Source organism: Bacillus sp. FSL M7-1020 (assembly GCF_038050415.1).
Taxonomy (GTDB): Bacteria; Bacillota; Bacilli; order Bacillales; family Bacillaceae_G; genus Bacillus_A; species Bacillus_A toyonensis.
The window spans coordinates 2,862,651-2,879,098 of sequence record NZ_JBBOTW010000001.1 but is presented as its reverse complement, the minus strand read 5'-3'; the positions used below and the strand labels follow the sequence as shown (position 1 = coordinate 2,879,098).

Genomic DNA, 16,448 nt, shown 5'->3' with positions numbered 1-16,448 from the left:
TAAAAAATTTATAATTTTAGCATTGGTATTGGCAATGGGATGGAGCCTTGCTGCTTGTAGTGGAAAGCAAACATCTCAGGAAACTACTAATAATAACGATAAAAATAAAAATAAAAATGAGATAAATGCGAATAAAAAAGATGTTTTACCTATCTCTGATGTTAATGATTGGAGAATTATCCTTGTAAATAGAGAGCATATGTTATCAAAGGAACTAGGAATTGAATTAACAAGTATTACCCAAAATGCGAAGCCAAATATGAAAATAGATAGTAGAATTGCAACTTCCTATCAGGATATGGTAGCAGCTGCAAAAAAAGAGGGAATCAATCTTTATTTAAGATCAGGTTATCGAGCTATAAAATTACAACAAACTTATTATGATGCTTCAGTTAAAAGCTATAAATCTCAAGGTTTGTCGGATAAAGAGGCTAGTGCTAAGGCATTGGAATATCTTCAGTATCCTGGTGCAAGTGAACATCATACGGGATTAGCGTTAGACATTATTTCAGTTGAATGGCAGAATACGGTAGAAGATTTAAATGCAAAATTTGAAACGACTGATGCATTCAAATGGTTAGATAAGAATGCTGCAGAGTATGGGTTTACTCTCCGCTATCCGAAAGATAAAGAGAATATTACTGGTATTAAGTATGAGCCATGGCATTATCGTTATGTAGGAAAAGAAGTTGCTGTGTATCTAAAAGAAACAGGGTTAACTTTAGAAGAGTATAGCGAAAAAATTAAGTCAGGCAAGTAAAAATACACTTGGATTCTATTAAAAATTATGCACTGCCACAGGAAAAGGTGGATCTGAGGATGTGTTAACCTTCCGCCTAGTATTGTAAAAACTGTGTATGATAATTTGAGCACGTATGAACCAGTTATCGTATGAAACGATGTATGTATCAAGAAATTAAATTTATAAAAGAAGCAGTGAAAAAGGATCTGATATTTATATCAGATCCTTTTTCATTTGTAACATAGAATACTTACTTAATTAGGCCTTAAAGACTGCCTGCTTTTGAGGTATTACAATTGAAGAAAAATGCGAAAGCTATTTATAAAATATGGAAATGTTAAAACCCCTTTGATAAAATAGCAATATGCAAAAATAATTATTTGTTAATTCTTAATGTAATGAATATTTATGTTTATATATACGAATTTAACTACATAATTATTGTAATAAAGGGGGAGAAAGATGTTAGATGAATTGTACAATGCTTTTTTAAATGCGTCTGGTTTTACAGAAAGTGCGAGGAAACGAGATCGGTATGATGATTTACATGATTATTTAAAAGATAAAGAAAGAGAGTTAAAGCAATTCATTCAAGAGGCTGAATCAGCGAAGAGAGATTATGAGAGTAAAAGTAATGGCTTGGAAGCTAATAAAATTCCGGCAGTTGAATTTGAACAAAAACGTCATGAAAAGGATGAAGAATTAAATACATTAGTATCCTATTTTAAAAGTGCATTAAGCGATGTTGGATCTGCAAAAGGTACAGCTTATGCAAAGTATTTGGAATATAAAGCTAAAGCAGAAGCGGAGAAAGCGTCAGCATACGCTGCAGCGACTAAGGCTTTTGAAGAAAAGAAAAAGGAAATTGAAAAACTTATCCATTAAGCATACAAAGAATGGAGGGAACCAACATGAGTGGTAAAGAGGTTGAAATTATAGGAAGTAACACTGCAAGTGCCATTTCTTACGCACAAAACATAGAAAATGGTATGAAGGATTCTTTAAACGAAGCGAAAAACTTAAAAGCATACGTTACATGTGCGAACTGGAATGGAAAAACGAGAGATGCCTTTTTAAGTTATCTAGATTTAATCATTCAATATAACTCAGAACTGGTAGATGCATTTGAAGGACATACGAAAGCTTTGAAAGAGTTAGATAAAAGTATTCAAACGTACGGAGATAGATCGGAAGTAAGGGCGATAAAACAGTTGTGATGGAGAAATGAGGGATAAAAGAATGGAAAAAGAAAGGAATTTTGCACCAGCTGAATTATATGTTCTCGCAGGTGCAGCCGGGGTTACGGATATATTTGGATTGCCAAACCGTGACGTAATTATTTTACTTGATGAAGAGTGTGTCACGAAAGCAACTATGAGTTTAAAAGAAAAAGGCTTGCTTACAAGTGAAAATGGAATTACCTCTGCAGCTTTTCAAATGATTGAGCTATTAAAGGAATATGAAAATTGTCATGAATACACGAGAATTAATAATGTATTAATTGGCTTTTTGAAACATGATAAAGACCGAGTGGCTGTATTAACAGAAGTAGAGCCAAATAAAAAATACGAGATCGACTACATACCAAAGCCAGACGTATATTTTTCATTATTAACACGCATCCCTTTCTTATTGAGAGAACTGAGAGAAATAGAAGATACATTTTTCTCAAAGAGAATGACAGAAACAGAACAACAAACATTTGAGGGGAAAGATTTATCAAATAAAGACGTTATAGCGATAGAAACGTATACGAGGCCTCGAAGTAATAGAGGAGGAAAATGGGAATGTTTCTTATATTTCACTGAAGGAGAAGATTTCGTTCAAATAGATGTAGATCGTAATCGATATGACTGGGTGAGCCTCTATGCGGTTAATAAGAAATTGTATGACGTGTTAAAAATGCCATATAAAAAGTTAATTGACCCGAGACAATTCTCGTTAGGAGGTATGCAATAATGCAAGTATCAATGGGAGATAGTGGTTCTGGTGGTGGAGAAGAAGTATTAGTTAATTTTCAAGAACTACTTGATATAGTAATGAAGTTAGAAAATATATATAAAATCCATTTAGACGTCATTGGAACAAATATTGAGAGTTTATTAAGCAGTGATTTTTATCAAAAAGGTGAAGCGATGAGAGTAATTGAAAAATATCCTGATATATTACACAAAACACTTGAATTGTCTGAACACTATTTGAGGTCGGCGAAAGTTGTAGGAAATGTATGTGTAGAAATGCTTGAAAAGGACGAACAATTACGTGAAAGATTAAGTAAGTTGTAGAAATCACCATACGGCTGGGGGATGAAAACGAAATGGATGTGAAATATAGACCTGAACCATGGCAAAACATGGGAGATGGTATGAATCGAATTACAAAAGATGCACTCATGAAATTACGGGACGCAAATGAATCATTAAAAAGAATTGATGGAAGAATACGAGATTTAGACTCAGATGGTAGTATACATTTTAGCCCAAAAGATCAATCGCAAAAAATAGGGGAATTACTTGATAGCTATTCGACATTACAAAAATATTGCGGAGAAGCAGGGCGATTGGTGTCTGAACATATAGATAAACCTTTTTTAGTAGAAATGGATAAATTCGCTCAAAAAATGAGAGATACATCTATTCTTAGCTTCGAAACAAATAACCGAATTGGCTCTACAACAACGACAGTATTACCAGATGAGCACGCGGGATACGGAAGTGTACCGCAAACAATACAAACAAAAAAAGATAAAATAACTGTAGAAGATATTTTTAAAGATTCACCTGCATTTGATAACGTACTGAAAGCGGAGTACAAAGAACTAAAAAAACAAAACCCAGATGCAAAACTAAATTATGAAGAATACAAGAAAGTAGTCCCATCCACACGAGGATTTGAATACAAATCGATAGAAGATGAACAGAAAAAACTAGAAATGATACGAGACATAGGAATAGGCGCAGGAATCATCATCACAACAATCCTTTGTCCACCACTTGGGGCCGCTGCCGCAGTTGTATACGGCGCTGTACAAATAAAAAGCGGTATCGACGGAGAAGACTGGGGAACACACCGGAAATTGAGCCAAGAAGAGCGGGTAGGAAACATCATTTTTGGCGGATTAGATGCAATCCCAGTTGTTGGAGCAGTAGGAAAAGGAGTAAAAGCATTCAAAGGAACGAGTGAATTAGCTGATTTAGCCAAATTATTAAAATTCAAAGAAGGAATGCCTGGTTTTAATCCAAATTTGGGTAAAAATGTGGTACAATCGCTTAAGGAAAATAAGACTTTAAAAAATGCACTAGATGCTATGAAAAATACTCCTATTCCAGTAGCAGTTAGGACGGTGGATACTGGAATAGGAATGAAGCTTCCTTATATAGAATCTTCAACTGTTGGAGAAGTAGCTGGAAAGTTTTCAAAGGCAAGTACGGCAGCTAAGGATGACGCTTATCAACTTGTTCATGGGCATAGTAAATTAGAAGGAAGTAATAAAACTAGCGGAGTGGGTAATAATAGCTCGCGTACTGACGAAATTGGAATCGAATTTAAACGTAATCCAAAACATAATGAAGATGAGTTTATACGACAATTAAAAAACCAAGAAGATGGGCTGGGAAAATTGACAGTTGATGAGTTTATTCAGAATCGGAACCAATTTTTAAAATATGGAAGATCAAAACAAGCAAATTCAGCTCAAAGATTAGCACGAAAACAAGCTGTGCAAGATAAAATAGATGAATTTATGGAAGAAGGTTTTTCATTTAGGGAAGCAGAAGAGCAAGCTTTAAAGTGGATAAAGGATAAAGCTGCATTACATGACCCAGATCAAATTGCGGGTGGAAATCCATTAAAAATAACTGGCATGGGTGATTCTAGAATTAATTCATCAATAGGTTCGCAGTGGAAAAGCAGGATTGGTAATGTGGATAAGGAAATTAGACGAGTTGCTGACACCTTATCAGAGGAAGAAAAAAAATTGATATATCTTAATGTTAGATTGAAATCGGAGTAGGGGGATACTATGGAAAATATAAATGATTTTATATCTTTCGAAAAACCATCAACAGAGGTTATTGAAAAGTATACAGGGAAAGTTCCAGATCAAATAATAGATTTATGGAAATGCTATGGGTTTGGGAGTATGTTAAATGGATACTTAAGAGCAATAAACCCAGAAAAATATTTAGATATATTAAAGGAAAGTTATATTCGTTATGAAGAAGCTATCCCAATTTTTACAACAGGTATGGGAGATATTCTTGTGTGGGAAAACAACTATTTATTATTACTTAAGTATCGAAAAGGTACGGTAGATGTAGTAGCTGGAAAATTTAAGTTTTTCTTTAAAAATACGAAAGATGATTATTTTTTAGAGAAAGCATTGGATTGGAAGCATTATCAGGAGGCATTAAATAAATACGGAAAGCTTGAAATTGATGAATGTTTTGGTTACACACCTTTACTTGCACTAGGTGGACCAGAAAAAGTAGAAAACTTACAAAAAGTCAAACTTATCGAGCATGTTTATTTAATTACTCAATTTATGGGGCCGATAGAATAATGAACGAAGAAACTGGAAGGTGGATAAATCCTCTTTCAGTTTTTTTATTTAAAAGGCTATTAATGTAAATGAAGCTTTAAAAGATACGATTGAGTTAATGTTATAATATAGAAATGTGGTAACGAGAAACTTGGGTTGAATTTATAAAAAGTAATTTTTTATGAATTAAGGCTAACATAAATTGCTAGTATTATATAATTGAAAATTAGCAAAAGGTGTGGACTCCGTATCCCAAATCTTTAAAGGTGTAGAAATACTGCCAGATGGAAGTGTCGCTAGAACTGGAACGAACTATAGCGGGAAATTACAAGAAGCCCATGATGCCTCAAAGTCGAGTATTCAGAGTAGGATCTCGAATTTGGAGAGTGGTGGGGTTAAGGGTACGGGGAAAAACCCAGAAATAGTGAAGTTTACAGAGGAACAATTATCTACTAAACCCCTATATTCTAGAGATTCTGAAAAATGGCAGAAAAAAGGTGGGAAAATCGAAATTAGCGAGGAAGGAACATGGACTTATATTGATTGGGAGATTCCTCCCAATCGAGTTTCTTATCCTGAAGGTTTTCCGGACTTTAAATCTGCTGGGTTGGTAAGACAAGAAGTTCCGATAGGTGAATTTAATAGATATGACATTGACTTTGCTAAAGCTGATGAATTAGCTCCAAATGGACCGAAATTAGATGAAAATACATGGCACCACCATCAAGATTTAACAACAATGCAAGAAGTTAGTAAAGAGATGCACAGAAGATTTCGACATATGGGTGGAATGTCATTAGCTAAGAAGTTAAAAGATGAAATGGGAGTGAAATAGATGAATTTAAATGCTTTTGGTAAAGCAACTGAAGAATCAATTGAAGAATTAGAAGAGTTTTTAGGATTTTTACTCCCGGAAGATTATAAAAATTTTTTAAGTGAATATAACGGAGGGACTTCGAAAGTTAGGTATAGTAAGTTTTTTGTTAAAGAATTAAATCAGGAAATCTCTTTAGATGTTTTGTATGGTATAGGTGTAAAAAAAACTTTTGATTTAAGTGAATGCTATGAAGAGTTTGAAGAAGATATGTTACCGAACAGTTTAATAATAGGAGATGATCCGGGTTCAGGATTAATTGTACTTATTACAGATACTGAAAACTATGGTGTGTATTATTGGGATCACTCTTTTTATTTCCCGCAATCTAGTGAAGAAGAAAATACGTATAAAATAGCTGATAGCTTTAAGGGTTTTATTAATGGATTGAAGAATCCTTAATTATTAACTTTTGTATATTGTAATTAATAATTTAAGAGGTTAAGCAAATATACGAAATGAATTACAGTGACTTTACATATGAGAATGTCAAAAGTTGTGGAGCATGGTTAAAGATAACAAGCATATATATAGATGAGTAAAAAATAAAGTATATTTGCAGTGAAAAAAAGAATAGGCTGTTAGAAAGTACGTACTTCATGATGGTTGGACCATCGTAGGGTACTATGTGCAATGATAGAATAGAAAACGAAGTGCGAGCTTAGATAAGATGACATTTTACTGGGCGATGAATATAAAAACCATGGAATGTATATTAAACTAATGAACTCGTACAAGCTCGTAAGTTTTAACGTAGTAGTTATCACGACATATAAAAGTCGTTATACTGTTACTATAAAACTTACAAATTTATGCTATTTAAAAAAGATGAAACTTAAAGCACTTGATTGTCTATTTGAGGCAACAAGTGCTTTTTTGCGTTTTAGCATAGAAAATTTATAGGAAATTATAATTTTGTTATGTAAACTTTTTCTCTTTTTTACATGGTTTATAAAACTAAAAAGAAGATAAATATTCACTATTACTCTCATTCCTGTTATAAAAAATTCTACAATAGAAGACAGAACGTATATTTGGTATAATCGAAACATACTATATGGAATTACGGACATGAGTTTGAAATTCATGTAATAAGGTAAGTACTACATAACAATACATAATATTTAAAGTTCCAGTACATATAGGATTCAGTTCATGTTATATAAATCAATTGTGAGAAAGGAAAAGATGTAATGAATCAAATTTCATTTGAAGATTTATTTGAAGAAGAAAAAGAGAAGGTGGAGGTAGCTGAGATACCCGTACCGTTATCGCCATTGCAAAAAGCTATTTTGGAATTACTTAATTCTGAAGAAATAAGTGCACTTGAGCTATGCGAACGATTAATACGATCTGGTAAAATACCCGATGAAAGATTCACAACAAATAAGCCTAAAGCATATGGTCAAGTATGCTTAATATTAGAAGGTTTTGTTAAAGAAGGAAAACTTATTTTTATCAAAGATGATGAGAAAAGAGATAGAGTATATAAATTGAAAGAAGAAGTTTTAGATGTATAGAGGGAAATGAATGATTGGTTCTCTTTAACTTTGAGTCCGATTAATCTAGTAATGTCCATAAAAAAAGGTGTCAATCTCACTTAGATTGACACCTTCATACTTTTAACACCTTACATATTTACGTTTGAAACCAAGTCTGCCTCTATCAAGTTCTTTTTGAATACTTTCTGAAGCATTTAGTAAACTGCTTTTTTTCTTATCACGTTTTACTTCAACTATACCAACTTCTTTTGCAGTCTCAACTGCCTTTTCGTGTAGCGGTACATATGAAATTGCCACAGTGTTTAGGAAATTATTCATAGCGGATTTTGTTCGTTCTGGTGAATCATGAATTGTATTTTTCACCATTTCAAGCATATCGGAAATTTTGCTTTCAGAAAACTCATTGTCTTTGCGATTCCCTAAAAGCCAGCAGTAGCAACTCCAGCCTGCAGACATTTTAAGCTCATCCCCACTTGTAATCCATTTATCAGCAACATCTTGTGCAATATTTGCCTCTGATAAAGTTACTGCCACTACATAATCGGATAGCATATAAAAATATGCCCCGTCCATCCAGCGATCAAAATCAGACTCACTCATAGATTTTGGATCTGCAATAATGCCTGCAAAGTACATAGCATCGTAGTTACCTGTGGCATAAAGTTCCTCAGCCAACTCTTGATTTAATTTTATTTTCTTAGCGATCGGTTTCATAGCGCCCGTAGCTACGCCGAAAACTGGCTCGTGTGCACCGTTAGATATGTATATTTTTTTCGTTCTTTCCTTACCGAGGGATTCAAGCTCTTGCATAACTGTTTTAAAATCCATAGCTGTGCACTTCCTTCCTTAATATAAAGACCATTTTAATTTTAATGATATAGTTTATATTTTTTATCGAGTTTTCCATACCTCTCAAATTTAATACTAATCGTATGTGAGTAGGATGTCTACTTTCTATAATTCCTTGGCAATTCAGTTTGTGATTTTGACCTTCCATCTAATTATAATCATGAGAATATTACATTAAGGTAAACGGGAAAGAGACAAAATAGATGTATAACTTTCCGCATCGGTTTTTAAAGTGGGAGAATGTAAATAATATTTTATCTTTGGCATTTTCTCTGTAGTGTTATGTTATTATTTGGTAAGGGGATAAATGGAATTTAAAGTTAAACATGTGAGGTTGGTTACAAATGATAAAGAAATTTACTAGAGTAGTATTAACGGTGGTTATGCCGATTGGTCTTATTACGGGTTGTGGAACTGCTGAAAAAACTGAAGCAAAAGAGCCGAAAGCGGTACAAGTGGAGAAAAAGGATTATACGGATTACTCATATGGTAGCAAAGGTATATTAGTAAGCGGAAAAGCGAAAGAACGTCTACAATACGAGGTAGGATATATGGATGATAACAAGTTAATTGGGATTGATGAAACTATTGAGGACTGTATTATTTTAGATAATAAAGATGAAGCAAGCCACATTTGGAAACAAATAGAGCGCGGATCTATTATTGAAGTGCAATATGGTAAGAACCGAAAAGACATCGTAGGGGTACAATTAGTAGAAGATCGTAAGCCATACGAAATTAGTGATAAGTTTGATCGAAATACGATAAATGAGATTGTTGGACAAGTTAAAGGTAATTTGAAATAGAGGTATTTCACTAGTCTATGATCAATTATCATGAAATGGCGAATCGCATACATAAAAGTTTGGAATCAACGGCATTTTTAATATGAAAATGCCGTTGATTTATTTTGAAAAATAAATGCTATTCTTATAGTCTTGTAGAAAAATACGAATTAGAAAATATACAAATGAATTATTCTTCTTTTAGTTGTGATGATCGTCGTAAGGTCATTGCCCAAAATAAAAGAGCAAAAGCACTAATAGATACACCTAATAGGCATACTCCATTCCATCCGTATTTTGCATAAACATTTGTTGAAAGAATTGCACCCGTTGCACTACCGATAGAATAAAAAATCATGTAACTGGCAGTGATTCGACTTCTTGCTTCAGGGCGCACTGTGAAAAGCATACTTTGATTGGTGACATGTACAGCTTGCACAGCTAAATCTAAAAGGATAATGCCGAAAATTAGTAACAATAGAGAGTAGTTAATAAATTTAATTAGGAGCCATGAAAGTACTAATAAAGATAAGGCTATGCCAGTTGTTCGTTGTCCTAATCCTTTATCAGCTAATTGTCCCGCTTTCGTAGCAGCTAATGCACCTGCAACTCCAGCAAGGCCGAATGCACCAATAGCTGTATGTGATAGATTATGAGGTGTAGCACTTAGAGGTAATACTAAAGAAGTCCATAAAATACTGAATGAAGTGAAAATGAGCAATGCTAATATTCCGCGAATGCGTAAGAGTCGTTCTTCTACAAATAATAAGAGAACAGAACGTATTAATTTTCGGTAAGGCATAGTTGTCATTCTTTTCTGTTCAAGAGTAGGTAAATTCCAATGTAATAAAAAAGATACGAAGAGTAAAAGGGTAGCGGAGGTGAGATAAACGGACCGCCATCCAGCTAAATCTGTTAATGTGCCTGCAAATGTACGAGCAAGGAGAATACCTATTACAACGCCGCTTGTCACGAAACCTACTATGCGTCCACGTTCTGCTGGATTAGCTAAAATTGATGCGTATGCGACGAGTGTTTGCGTAACAGTTGCAAGAAGTCCTACTAAGGCCATACCTATAAAAAGTATGGTGCTGGAGGGAGCGATCCCGATTACAATTAAAGCGAAAACAGATAAAAGCATTTGAACAATAATGAGTCTCTTTTGGCTTAATAAGTCACCAAGTGGAACGAATAAAAGTAATCCGAGTGCATAACAAACTTGAGTAATCGTAATCACAATACCGATAGTTGAATGACTAATCTTAAATTCATTTGATAAAGAATCAAGTAGTGGATGAGCGAAGTATATATTCGCCACAGCCATCCCGCAAGCTATTGCGAATAATAGAGTCATATAGCGTGACATGGTTGCATGAACAGGTGAATGTATATGAGTATGTTTTAGAGTGGTCATCATTTTTTCTTTGCTACTCATAAAATCAGCTCCTTTTTGTGTGATTGAAAATAATGTACCGAACGGTATGTTATTTTGTAAGTAAAATATAATCTCGAAGAAATAGATATGTCAAGTTTATTTTGAATTAATAACGTTTTCTTTTGACACATCGTTTATAATTTAATACGATATATAATATACTGATCGGTACATAAAGTGATAATGTATAGTCTTAAAAAATAGATGGAGAAGGAGAGGGTTTTAAATGGCTCGACTACGCGAATTTGATGAAGAAAAAGCTTTGGATGCTGCTATGCAACTTTTTTGGGAGAAGGGATACGCTGCTACTTCATTAAGTGATCTAACTGCTAAAATGGAAATACAAAAACCGAGTTTATACTCAGCCTTTGGTGATAAAGAGGGTTTATTTGAAGCTGCATTAAGGAGATACACAAATTTACATGCGGCTCGTATACGAACAAAACTTCAAAGCGGAAAATCTGTGAAAGAAGCAATTCGGACATTTTTTGAAAATATAGTGGAAGAGGAATATAAAAAAGAATTAAGTAAAGGTTGTTTTTGTATTAACACAATGGTTGAGCTGGCTCCTCATAATGAAAAGTTTGAAGTGCTAACTAGAGAACATCAAATGTATCTCTCAGTTATATTTCAAGAATTAATTACGAAAGGAATTCAGTCCGGAGAACTGCAAAGTGATTTGAACGCTAAAGCAGTAGCGCAAACATTAGTCACCTCTTTAATAGGATTAACAGTACTAATGAAATCACGCCCAGAACGTTCCGTTATAGATAATTCGGTATGTATAATCGTATCGCTACTAAAATGATTTGTAGAAGTGTATTCCAACTAACCTTATTAATAGTAGCCACTTTCATTTATAAGTTTCAATCGTCAAGTACTGGATTATCTACGAAGAAAATTCAGTGCTTTTATTTTCGGAAATAATATAATTTTATAGGTGTACACAGTATAAGAAGATTGTAGGAGGCGTGTGTAATTAAAAATTAGACGGGAATAAAACGCTATATAGCCCCTTCCAAGCCCCTCATAAGCACCTACCAAGTAATAAATCACTAAGAAAAAACAAAACAAAAACAAAAACAACTACAAGAACAAAACAAGCGCGAAAACATAATAACGTCGTTGTAAGTGTTCACAAATAATATAGTTGTATAAAATTAGAGATGGTACGATGGATAATTATGCTATTTTTTCTTTCATGTATAATAAGATGAGGGGACATCTCAATATTTAACTAATTAAAATAAGGGCAGTATATCAGTAAAAGGGGGAGAAGGATGGATAAGTTATTGCAAGAAATCATAAATTGGATTAGTAGGACTAATGAACAGGTTGTTATTGGTGTTTCAGGACATGGCGCTGCTGGAAAAACAACGTTTGCTAATATGCTTGTAGACCTACTAGATCAAAATGAAGTGAATTATATTAATACAGATCCATATATTGTTAGTTCAGACATACGAAAGCATGCAATTATTGACTATACATATCAAAACGAAAATCATCATTATAAAATGACGGCTTGTCATCCATCAGCGCATCATTTGTCTGCTTTAGAAAGAGATGTTCAGATGGTAAGGGCTGGTTTAGATTTTTATACGATAGATACGCATTATATGAAAAGCGAGTTAATTTCTTCAAAAAACAAAGTGACAATTGTAGAAGGAATGTGTGTCGCATTTATTAATCCCGATCTATTTGATTTGAAAATTTACTTCTATACAGATGATGAAACGGAATTAATGAGAAGGTCTAGCCGAGATATTGCTGAAAGGGGAGCCGATATCAATTATTTAAGGCGGTCTCATGCAGAACGTCGGATTCAGTATAAAGTGTTTATGCATCCATACAGTCAACGTTTTGATATTATTATTAAAAGTTCCGATGAAGCAATATGTCTAGAAAAAAATACATTTGAGTTTTATAAAGTTTAAATGCAAATACTCTATTTGTTATGTTTATTATGAGGGTTCATTTTCATTATTTGGTTCTCAAATGAAGAAACTTTATTATTCACCTAAAAATCCATTGTCTATGAAACAACTAGATTTTTAAACGACTTTAATAGACATCTGTCATTTACATAGACAGATGTCTATTGTATTTTTGGTAGCAAGATTAAATAACCTTTTTGTTACTTTACAGTAAGTAGTAAAAAAAATTGTAATTCGAATGCCAAAACGGCTCCCACATTCCTATATTTATATTGAAGGATTGGGATTTCTTATTTGCTAGCAAAGAGTGGAGGGAAATAGATGGCGGTGTACCGTAATGTGCAGGTGAACTTTTGGCAAGATGAATTCATATTAGATTTAACGCCAGAGGAGCGTTATTTTTACATATATTTGTTAACTGGAACGAAAACGAAGCAATGTGGTATTTACATATTACCGAAGCGAGTGGCAGAGCTTGAAACAGGTTACAGTATGGCAACTGTTGAGAAGCTATTAAACCGGTTTGTTGAATATGGGAAGATTTTTTATGATATGGAAACGAAAGAGTTATTCATAGTAAATTGGCTACGTTATAACCCTATTTTAAATACGAATGTAGAAAAATGTGTGTTACGTGAGTTGAAGACTGTGAAAAATAAAGAGTTCATACATATGTATTTACGTAGATGTCTTGAAGAAGAATGGAAGATCCCATTGTTATTGCAGCATTTTGGTATGCCTGAAGAAGAGGATACTAGTAGTTTACAAGAAGTTATTGAAGAGAAAGAAGTAGAAGAGGTAGAAAGTATAGAAGAGGCCGTTCCCAATAGTAAAGTGTACAAGTTTTATGAACAACATATTAGTAGCTTATCCCCATATATCGTGAAAGAATTGAAGGATTGGATACAAAGAGTTTCAGGAAAGGTAGTACTAGAAGCACTTAAAATTGCGTTTGAACATAATAAGCGAACGTTCGCTTATGTGAAGGGGATTTTGAGGAATTGGTGTAAGAAAGGGCAAGTAGATTTAAGTGAAGAAAAGGAAGGATTCATTTTGTATGATCCGTAGCATATAAGGATTTTTCTATTTTAAAAGGTTCTTTCAAAATAGAAGCGAATAGTTTGAGAAAGGAGGGGTTATATGGAAGTTGTTATAAAGAAGAAACGAACTAGAGGTAAGAGAATTTTTATTTGGTCTAGTAGTATCGTTCTTTTATTGATTATTTGCAGTGTGATTTTTTTGAACGTATATACGCTGAGATCTATGCCAAAGATAGATGGAACGATAAAGCTAGAGGATTTACAACATGCTGTTACGGTGAAACGAGATAGTAACGGGGTACCGCATATTAAAGCGGAAAATGCACATGATTTATATTTTTCGCAAGGGTATGTGCAAGCACAAGATCGCTTATTTCAAATGGATTTAAGTAGAAGGCAAGCTTCTGGTATGTTAAGTGAAGTTGTTGGAGAAGCAGCCGTTGATAGAGATAAATTGTTTCGAACGCTCGGTTTACGGCGAGCAGCAGAAGCGTCTGTTAGTCAATATGATGGGGAAGCAAAATTTGCTTTGCAGTCATTTGCTGATGGGGTGAACGCTTTTATACGTGAAGCGAAAGCGGAAAAGAGATTGCAAGTTGAATTTACTATATTAGGTTATGAACCTGCTGAATGGTCAATTGTTGATACTTTAACGATTGGGAAGTATATGGCGTTTGATTTAGGAGGACATTGGCACGGACAAGCGTTTCGTTATTGGGTGCTGAAAAATCTTCCGAAAGAGCAAGCAAATGAGCTATTTCCTACATATCCGAAAGATGCCCCTAGATTGCTCGCTGAACTGAAAAATACAAATGTGGACGTAGCACAAAGTTTTTCAAAAACAATAATTCCGCCGGAGTTTAACGGTAGTAATAACTGGGTTGTGAGCGGTGAGAAGAGTGCGTCAGGTAAGCCAATTTTAGCGGATGACCCTCATTTATCTCTTGCGACACCTTCTATATGGTATCAAACGAGACTTGAAATGAGAGATTTAAATGTGAGTGGCGTTATTTTCGCTGGAGTGCCAGGTGTTATATTAGGACACAATGACAAAATAGCATGGGGCGTTACGAATACCGGTCCTGATGTGCAAGATTTATATATTGAAAAGAGAAACCCTAATAATGAAAATGAATTTTTGTATAACGATAAGTGGGAAAAGGCTACTGTTGTTGACGAATCTATTAAAGTAAAAGGCGGGAGAACCATTCCGTATAACGTTACTGTTACGAGGCATGGTCCAGTCATTTCAGAGTTTGCGGATAAGGAGAAGGGAAAAACGAAAACAGTATTCGCTTTGAAATGGACTGCTTTGGAGCCTTCAGCTGAATTAAAGGCTGTATTAAATATGAATAAAGCGAAAGACTGGAATGAGTTTGAAACGGCTCTACAAGATTTTCATACACCAACTCAAAACTTTGTGTTTGCATCAAACGATGGCACGATTGCTTATAAAGCGAATGGAAATATACCAGTGCGCAAAAAAGGTGATGGTAGTTTGCCAGTTCCAGGATGGACAGATGAATATGAATGGGAAGGATATATCCCGTTTGATCAGCTGCCAAAAGTAATAAATCCGAAAGAAGGATTTATTTCAACTGCGAATAATAAAATTGTTGATGATAATTATCCATACCATATTAGCAATACGTGGGCGCAGCCATATAGACAAATGCGTATTCAAGAGTTTTTGCAAGAGAAGGAAAAGTATACGGTGAAAGATTTAGAAGAATTACAGATGGACCAAAAGAATTTATACGGGAAAGAGTTTACTTCAATATTTTTAAAAGAGTTACATAAAACAACTTTAAATGAAGTAGAGAAAGAAGGCGTAAAACAATTAACAAAGTGGAACTTTTACGATAGTAAAGATGAAGCGGCACCATTAATTTTTCATTTGTTAATGAAAGAGATTTCGAATACGTTATTTTCAAAAGAAATACCGAAAGATGTGATGGAGTTATTTGAAGGAAAGTCACAAGTTGTTGATGAATTAATTCGGAAACAAGTAGCCGGGGAAAATAGTTTATGGTTTTCTAAGTATGGAGGCTTCACAAAAGTTGTGCATACATCGTACGAGAATGTAATGAAAAAATTGCAGAAGGAGTATGGAACCGATGTTGCAGAGTGGAAGTGGGGCGATTACCATCAACTTGCTTTTACACATCCAATTTCGAAATCATCTAGTATGTTAGCGTTATTTGCTTTTAATCGTGAGAAGCCAGTTCCAATTGGCGGAAGCCAAGTTACCGTTCAAGCAGCGAGTTATGGAGATAACGGTATTGTAAATCATGGTGCTTCTTGGCGATTTGTCATAGATACGAAAGATATGTCAAACGGTTATCATATCGTAGGGCCAGGACAGTCAGGACATTTTAGAAGCGATTGGTATCATGATCAAATAGATGATTGGGTAAATGGCACGTATCATATGACTACTTTAAATACAGATGGAATTGAAGGGAAAGTATTAACTTTACAGCCGAAGTGATAGTATGTTTTTGTTTGCGGGTGAGACTGCTTAATGAAGTAATAATCCTTCCGCTAATGAAAGTGTTACTTTAGAAAAAAAACTCTTACTATTGTAAGAGTCTTTTTTCTACGGTAATGGATAAAATATCCTTTTTGTAGAAAAACGACAAATTTTGACAAAAAATTGTACTGGGACTTGTTATAATACCTTTTGGAATATTATGTTTATTAAACGGAGGATGAAGTAGTGTGCAACAAGGGGAATTTCTTAA

Annotated in this window: 17 protein-coding genes; 15 read left to right on the top strand and 2 right to left on the bottom strand. The window is 34.2% G+C overall.

The annotated features are described in order from the left end of the window. The first annotated feature begins 22 nt into the window (after positions 1 to 22). From MHB70_RS14635 to MHB70_RS14590, 10 genes are all read left to right on the top strand, one after another. Complete coding sequence (locus tag MHB70_RS14635; RefSeq protein WP_080451931.1) at positions 23 to 760, top strand: M15 family metallopeptidase; 738 nt, start codon at positions 23 to 25, stop codon at positions 758 to 760. A gap of 444 nt (positions 761 to 1,204) precedes the next feature. Continuing rightward, a complete protein-coding gene (locus tag MHB70_RS14630; protein WP_000883458.1) occupies positions 1,205 to 1,627 on the top strand; it encodes a hypothetical protein in 423 nt (140 codons plus the stop codon). A 26-nt stretch (positions 1,628 to 1,653) separates the two neighbouring features. Beyond that, entirely contained in the window at positions 1,654 to 1,959 is a 306-nt protein-coding gene (locus tag MHB70_RS14625) for a WXG100 family type VII secretion target (protein ID WP_000014533.1), read from the top strand. A 22-nt stretch (positions 1,960 to 1,981) separates the two neighbouring features. Further along, positions 1,982 to 2,701: a DUF5081 family protein gene (locus tag MHB70_RS14620; protein ID WP_061530665.1), complete on the top strand. Its 720-nt coding sequence runs from the start codon at positions 1,982 to 1,984 to the stop codon at positions 2,699 to 2,701. After that, entirely contained in the window at positions 2,701 to 3,027 is a 327-nt protein-coding gene (locus MHB70_RS14615) for a hypothetical protein (RefSeq protein ID WP_001198200.1), read from the top strand. Before MHB70_RS14620 ends, MHB70_RS14615 begins: the two co-directional genes overlap by 1 nt. Positions 3,028 to 3,059: 32 nt before the next feature. Continuing rightward, a complete protein-coding gene (locus MHB70_RS14610) occupies positions 3,060 to 4,754 on the top strand; it encodes a polymorphic toxin type 15 domain-containing protein (RefSeq protein ID WP_061530664.1) in 1,695 nt (564 codons plus the stop codon). Between the two features lie 9 nt (positions 4,755 to 4,763). Beyond that, a complete protein-coding gene (locus MHB70_RS14605) occupies positions 4,764 to 5,303 on the top strand; it encodes a T6SS immunity protein Tdi1 domain-containing protein (protein ID WP_000427863.1) in 540 nt (179 codons plus the stop codon). Positions 5,304 to 5,520: 217 nt separating this feature from the next. Next, positions 5,521 to 6,117: an HNH endonuclease gene (locus tag MHB70_RS14600; RefSeq protein WP_000378751.1), complete on the top strand. Its 597-nt coding sequence runs from the start codon at positions 5,521 to 5,523 to the stop codon at positions 6,115 to 6,117. Beyond that, positions 6,118 to 6,558 carry an SMI1/KNR4 family protein gene (locus MHB70_RS14595; RefSeq protein WP_001052208.1) on the top strand — a complete coding sequence of 147 codons (441 nt, stop codon included), beginning with the start codon at positions 6,118 to 6,120 and terminating at the stop codon, positions 6,556 to 6,558. Positions 6,559 to 7,349: 791 nt separating this feature from the next. Further along, positions 7,350 to 7,676 carry a DUF3895 domain-containing protein gene (locus MHB70_RS14590; protein WP_001071903.1) on the top strand — a complete coding sequence of 109 codons (327 nt, stop codon included), beginning with the start codon at positions 7,350 to 7,352 and terminating at the stop codon, positions 7,674 to 7,676. A gap of 102 nt (positions 7,677 to 7,778) precedes the next feature. On the opposite strand, the gene MHB70_RS14585 is transcribed toward MHB70_RS14590, so the two are convergent. Continuing rightward, complete coding sequence (locus MHB70_RS14585) at positions 7,779 to 8,486, bottom strand: DNA alkylation repair protein (RefSeq protein ID WP_000346354.1); 708 nt, start codon at positions 8,484 to 8,486, stop codon at positions 7,779 to 7,781. A gap of 365 nt (positions 8,487 to 8,851) precedes the next feature. Here MHB70_RS14585 and MHB70_RS14580 point away from each other — a divergent pair, with 365 nt between their 5' ends. Continuing rightward, on the top strand, positions 8,852 to 9,313 hold the full coding sequence (locus MHB70_RS14580; RefSeq protein ID WP_000591655.1) for a hypothetical protein: 462 nt from the start codon (positions 8,852 to 8,854) through the stop codon (positions 9,311 to 9,313). Between the two features lie 169 nt (positions 9,314 to 9,482). Here MHB70_RS14580 and MHB70_RS14575 read toward each other — a convergent pair whose 3' ends face one another. Then, the gene (locus tag MHB70_RS14575; protein ID WP_061530663.1) at positions 9,483 to 10,727 is read right to left on the bottom strand and encodes an MFS transporter; all 1,245 of its coding nucleotides are present in this window, start codon (positions 10,725 to 10,727) and stop codon (positions 9,483 to 9,485) included. 226 nt (positions 10,728 to 10,953) lie between these two features. On the opposite strand from MHB70_RS14575, the gene MHB70_RS14570 reads away from it, so the two are divergent. The 4 genes from MHB70_RS14570 to MHB70_RS14555 all read left to right on the top strand — a co-directional run bounded on the left by MHB70_RS14570 (position 10,954) and on the right by MHB70_RS14555 (position 16,195). Then, a complete protein-coding gene (locus tag MHB70_RS14570; RefSeq protein WP_016091205.1) occupies positions 10,954 to 11,535 on the top strand; it encodes a TetR/AcrR family transcriptional regulator in 582 nt (193 codons plus the stop codon). A gap of 472 nt (positions 11,536 to 12,007) precedes the next feature. After that, entirely contained in the window at positions 12,008 to 12,664 is a 657-nt protein-coding gene (locus tag MHB70_RS14565) for a uridine kinase family protein (RefSeq protein WP_000359525.1), read from the top strand. A 321-nt stretch (positions 12,665 to 12,985) separates the two neighbouring features. Next, positions 12,986 to 13,732, top strand: a complete 747-nt coding sequence (locus MHB70_RS14560; protein ID WP_016091203.1) for a DnaD domain-containing protein — start codon at positions 12,986 to 12,988, stop codon at positions 13,730 to 13,732. 72 nt (positions 13,733 to 13,804) lie between these two features. Further along, positions 13,805 to 16,195 carry a penicillin acylase family protein gene (locus MHB70_RS14555; protein ID WP_061530662.1) on the top strand — a complete coding sequence of 797 codons (2,391 nt, stop codon included), beginning with the start codon at positions 13,805 to 13,807 and terminating at the stop codon, positions 16,193 to 16,195. Positions 16,196 to 16,448: the final 253 nt, after the last annotated feature.

What these genes read in the sequence shown, in the direction of transcription:
- MHB70_RS14630 (WP_000883458.1), top strand. Translation starts at nt 1,205, where the DNA reads ATGTTAGATGAATTGTACAATGCTTTTTTAAATGCGTCTGGTTTTACA.
- MHB70_RS14625 (WP_000014533.1), top strand. Translation starts at nt 1,654, where the DNA reads ATGAGTGGTAAAGAGGTTGAAATTATAGGAAGTAACACTGCAAGTGCC.
- MHB70_RS14620 (WP_061530665.1), top strand. Translation starts at nt 1,982, where the DNA reads ATGGAAAAAGAAAGGAATTTTGCACCAGCTGAATTATATGTTCTCGCA.
- MHB70_RS14615 (WP_001198200.1), top strand. Translation starts at nt 2,701, where the DNA reads ATGCAAGTATCAATGGGAGATAGTGGTTCTGGTGGTGGAGAAGAAGTA.
- MHB70_RS14610 (WP_061530664.1), top strand. Translation starts at nt 3,060, where the DNA reads ATGGATGTGAAATATAGACCTGAACCATGGCAAAACATGGGAGATGGT.
- MHB70_RS14605 (WP_000427863.1), top strand. Translation starts at nt 4,764, where the DNA reads ATGGAAAATATAAATGATTTTATATCTTTCGAAAAACCATCAACAGAG.
- MHB70_RS14595 (WP_001052208.1), top strand. Translation starts at nt 6,118, where the DNA reads ATGAATTTAAATGCTTTTGGTAAAGCAACTGAAGAATCAATTGAAGAA.
- MHB70_RS14590 (WP_001071903.1), top strand. Translation starts at nt 7,350, where the DNA reads ATGAATCAAATTTCATTTGAAGATTTATTTGAAGAAGAAAAAGAGAAG.
- MHB70_RS14585 (WP_000346354.1), bottom strand. Translation starts at nt 8,486, where the DNA reads ATGGATTTTAAAACAGTTATGCAAGAGCTTGAATCCCTCGGTAAGGAA.
- MHB70_RS14580 (WP_000591655.1), top strand. Translation starts at nt 8,852, where the DNA reads ATGATAAAGAAATTTACTAGAGTAGTATTAACGGTGGTTATGCCGATT.
- MHB70_RS14575 (WP_061530663.1), bottom strand. Translation starts at nt 10,727, where the DNA reads ATGAGTAGCAAAGAAAAAATGATGACCACTCTAAAACATACTCATATA.
- MHB70_RS14570 (WP_016091205.1), top strand. Translation starts at nt 10,954, where the DNA reads ATGGCTCGACTACGCGAATTTGATGAAGAAAAAGCTTTGGATGCTGCT.
- MHB70_RS14565 (WP_000359525.1), top strand. Translation starts at nt 12,008, where the DNA reads ATGGATAAGTTATTGCAAGAAATCATAAATTGGATTAGTAGGACTAAT.
- MHB70_RS14560 (WP_016091203.1), top strand. Translation starts at nt 12,986, where the DNA reads ATGGCGGTGTACCGTAATGTGCAGGTGAACTTTTGGCAAGATGAATTC.
- MHB70_RS14555 (WP_061530662.1), top strand. Translation starts at nt 13,805, where the DNA reads ATGGAAGTTGTTATAAAGAAGAAACGAACTAGAGGTAAGAGAATTTTT.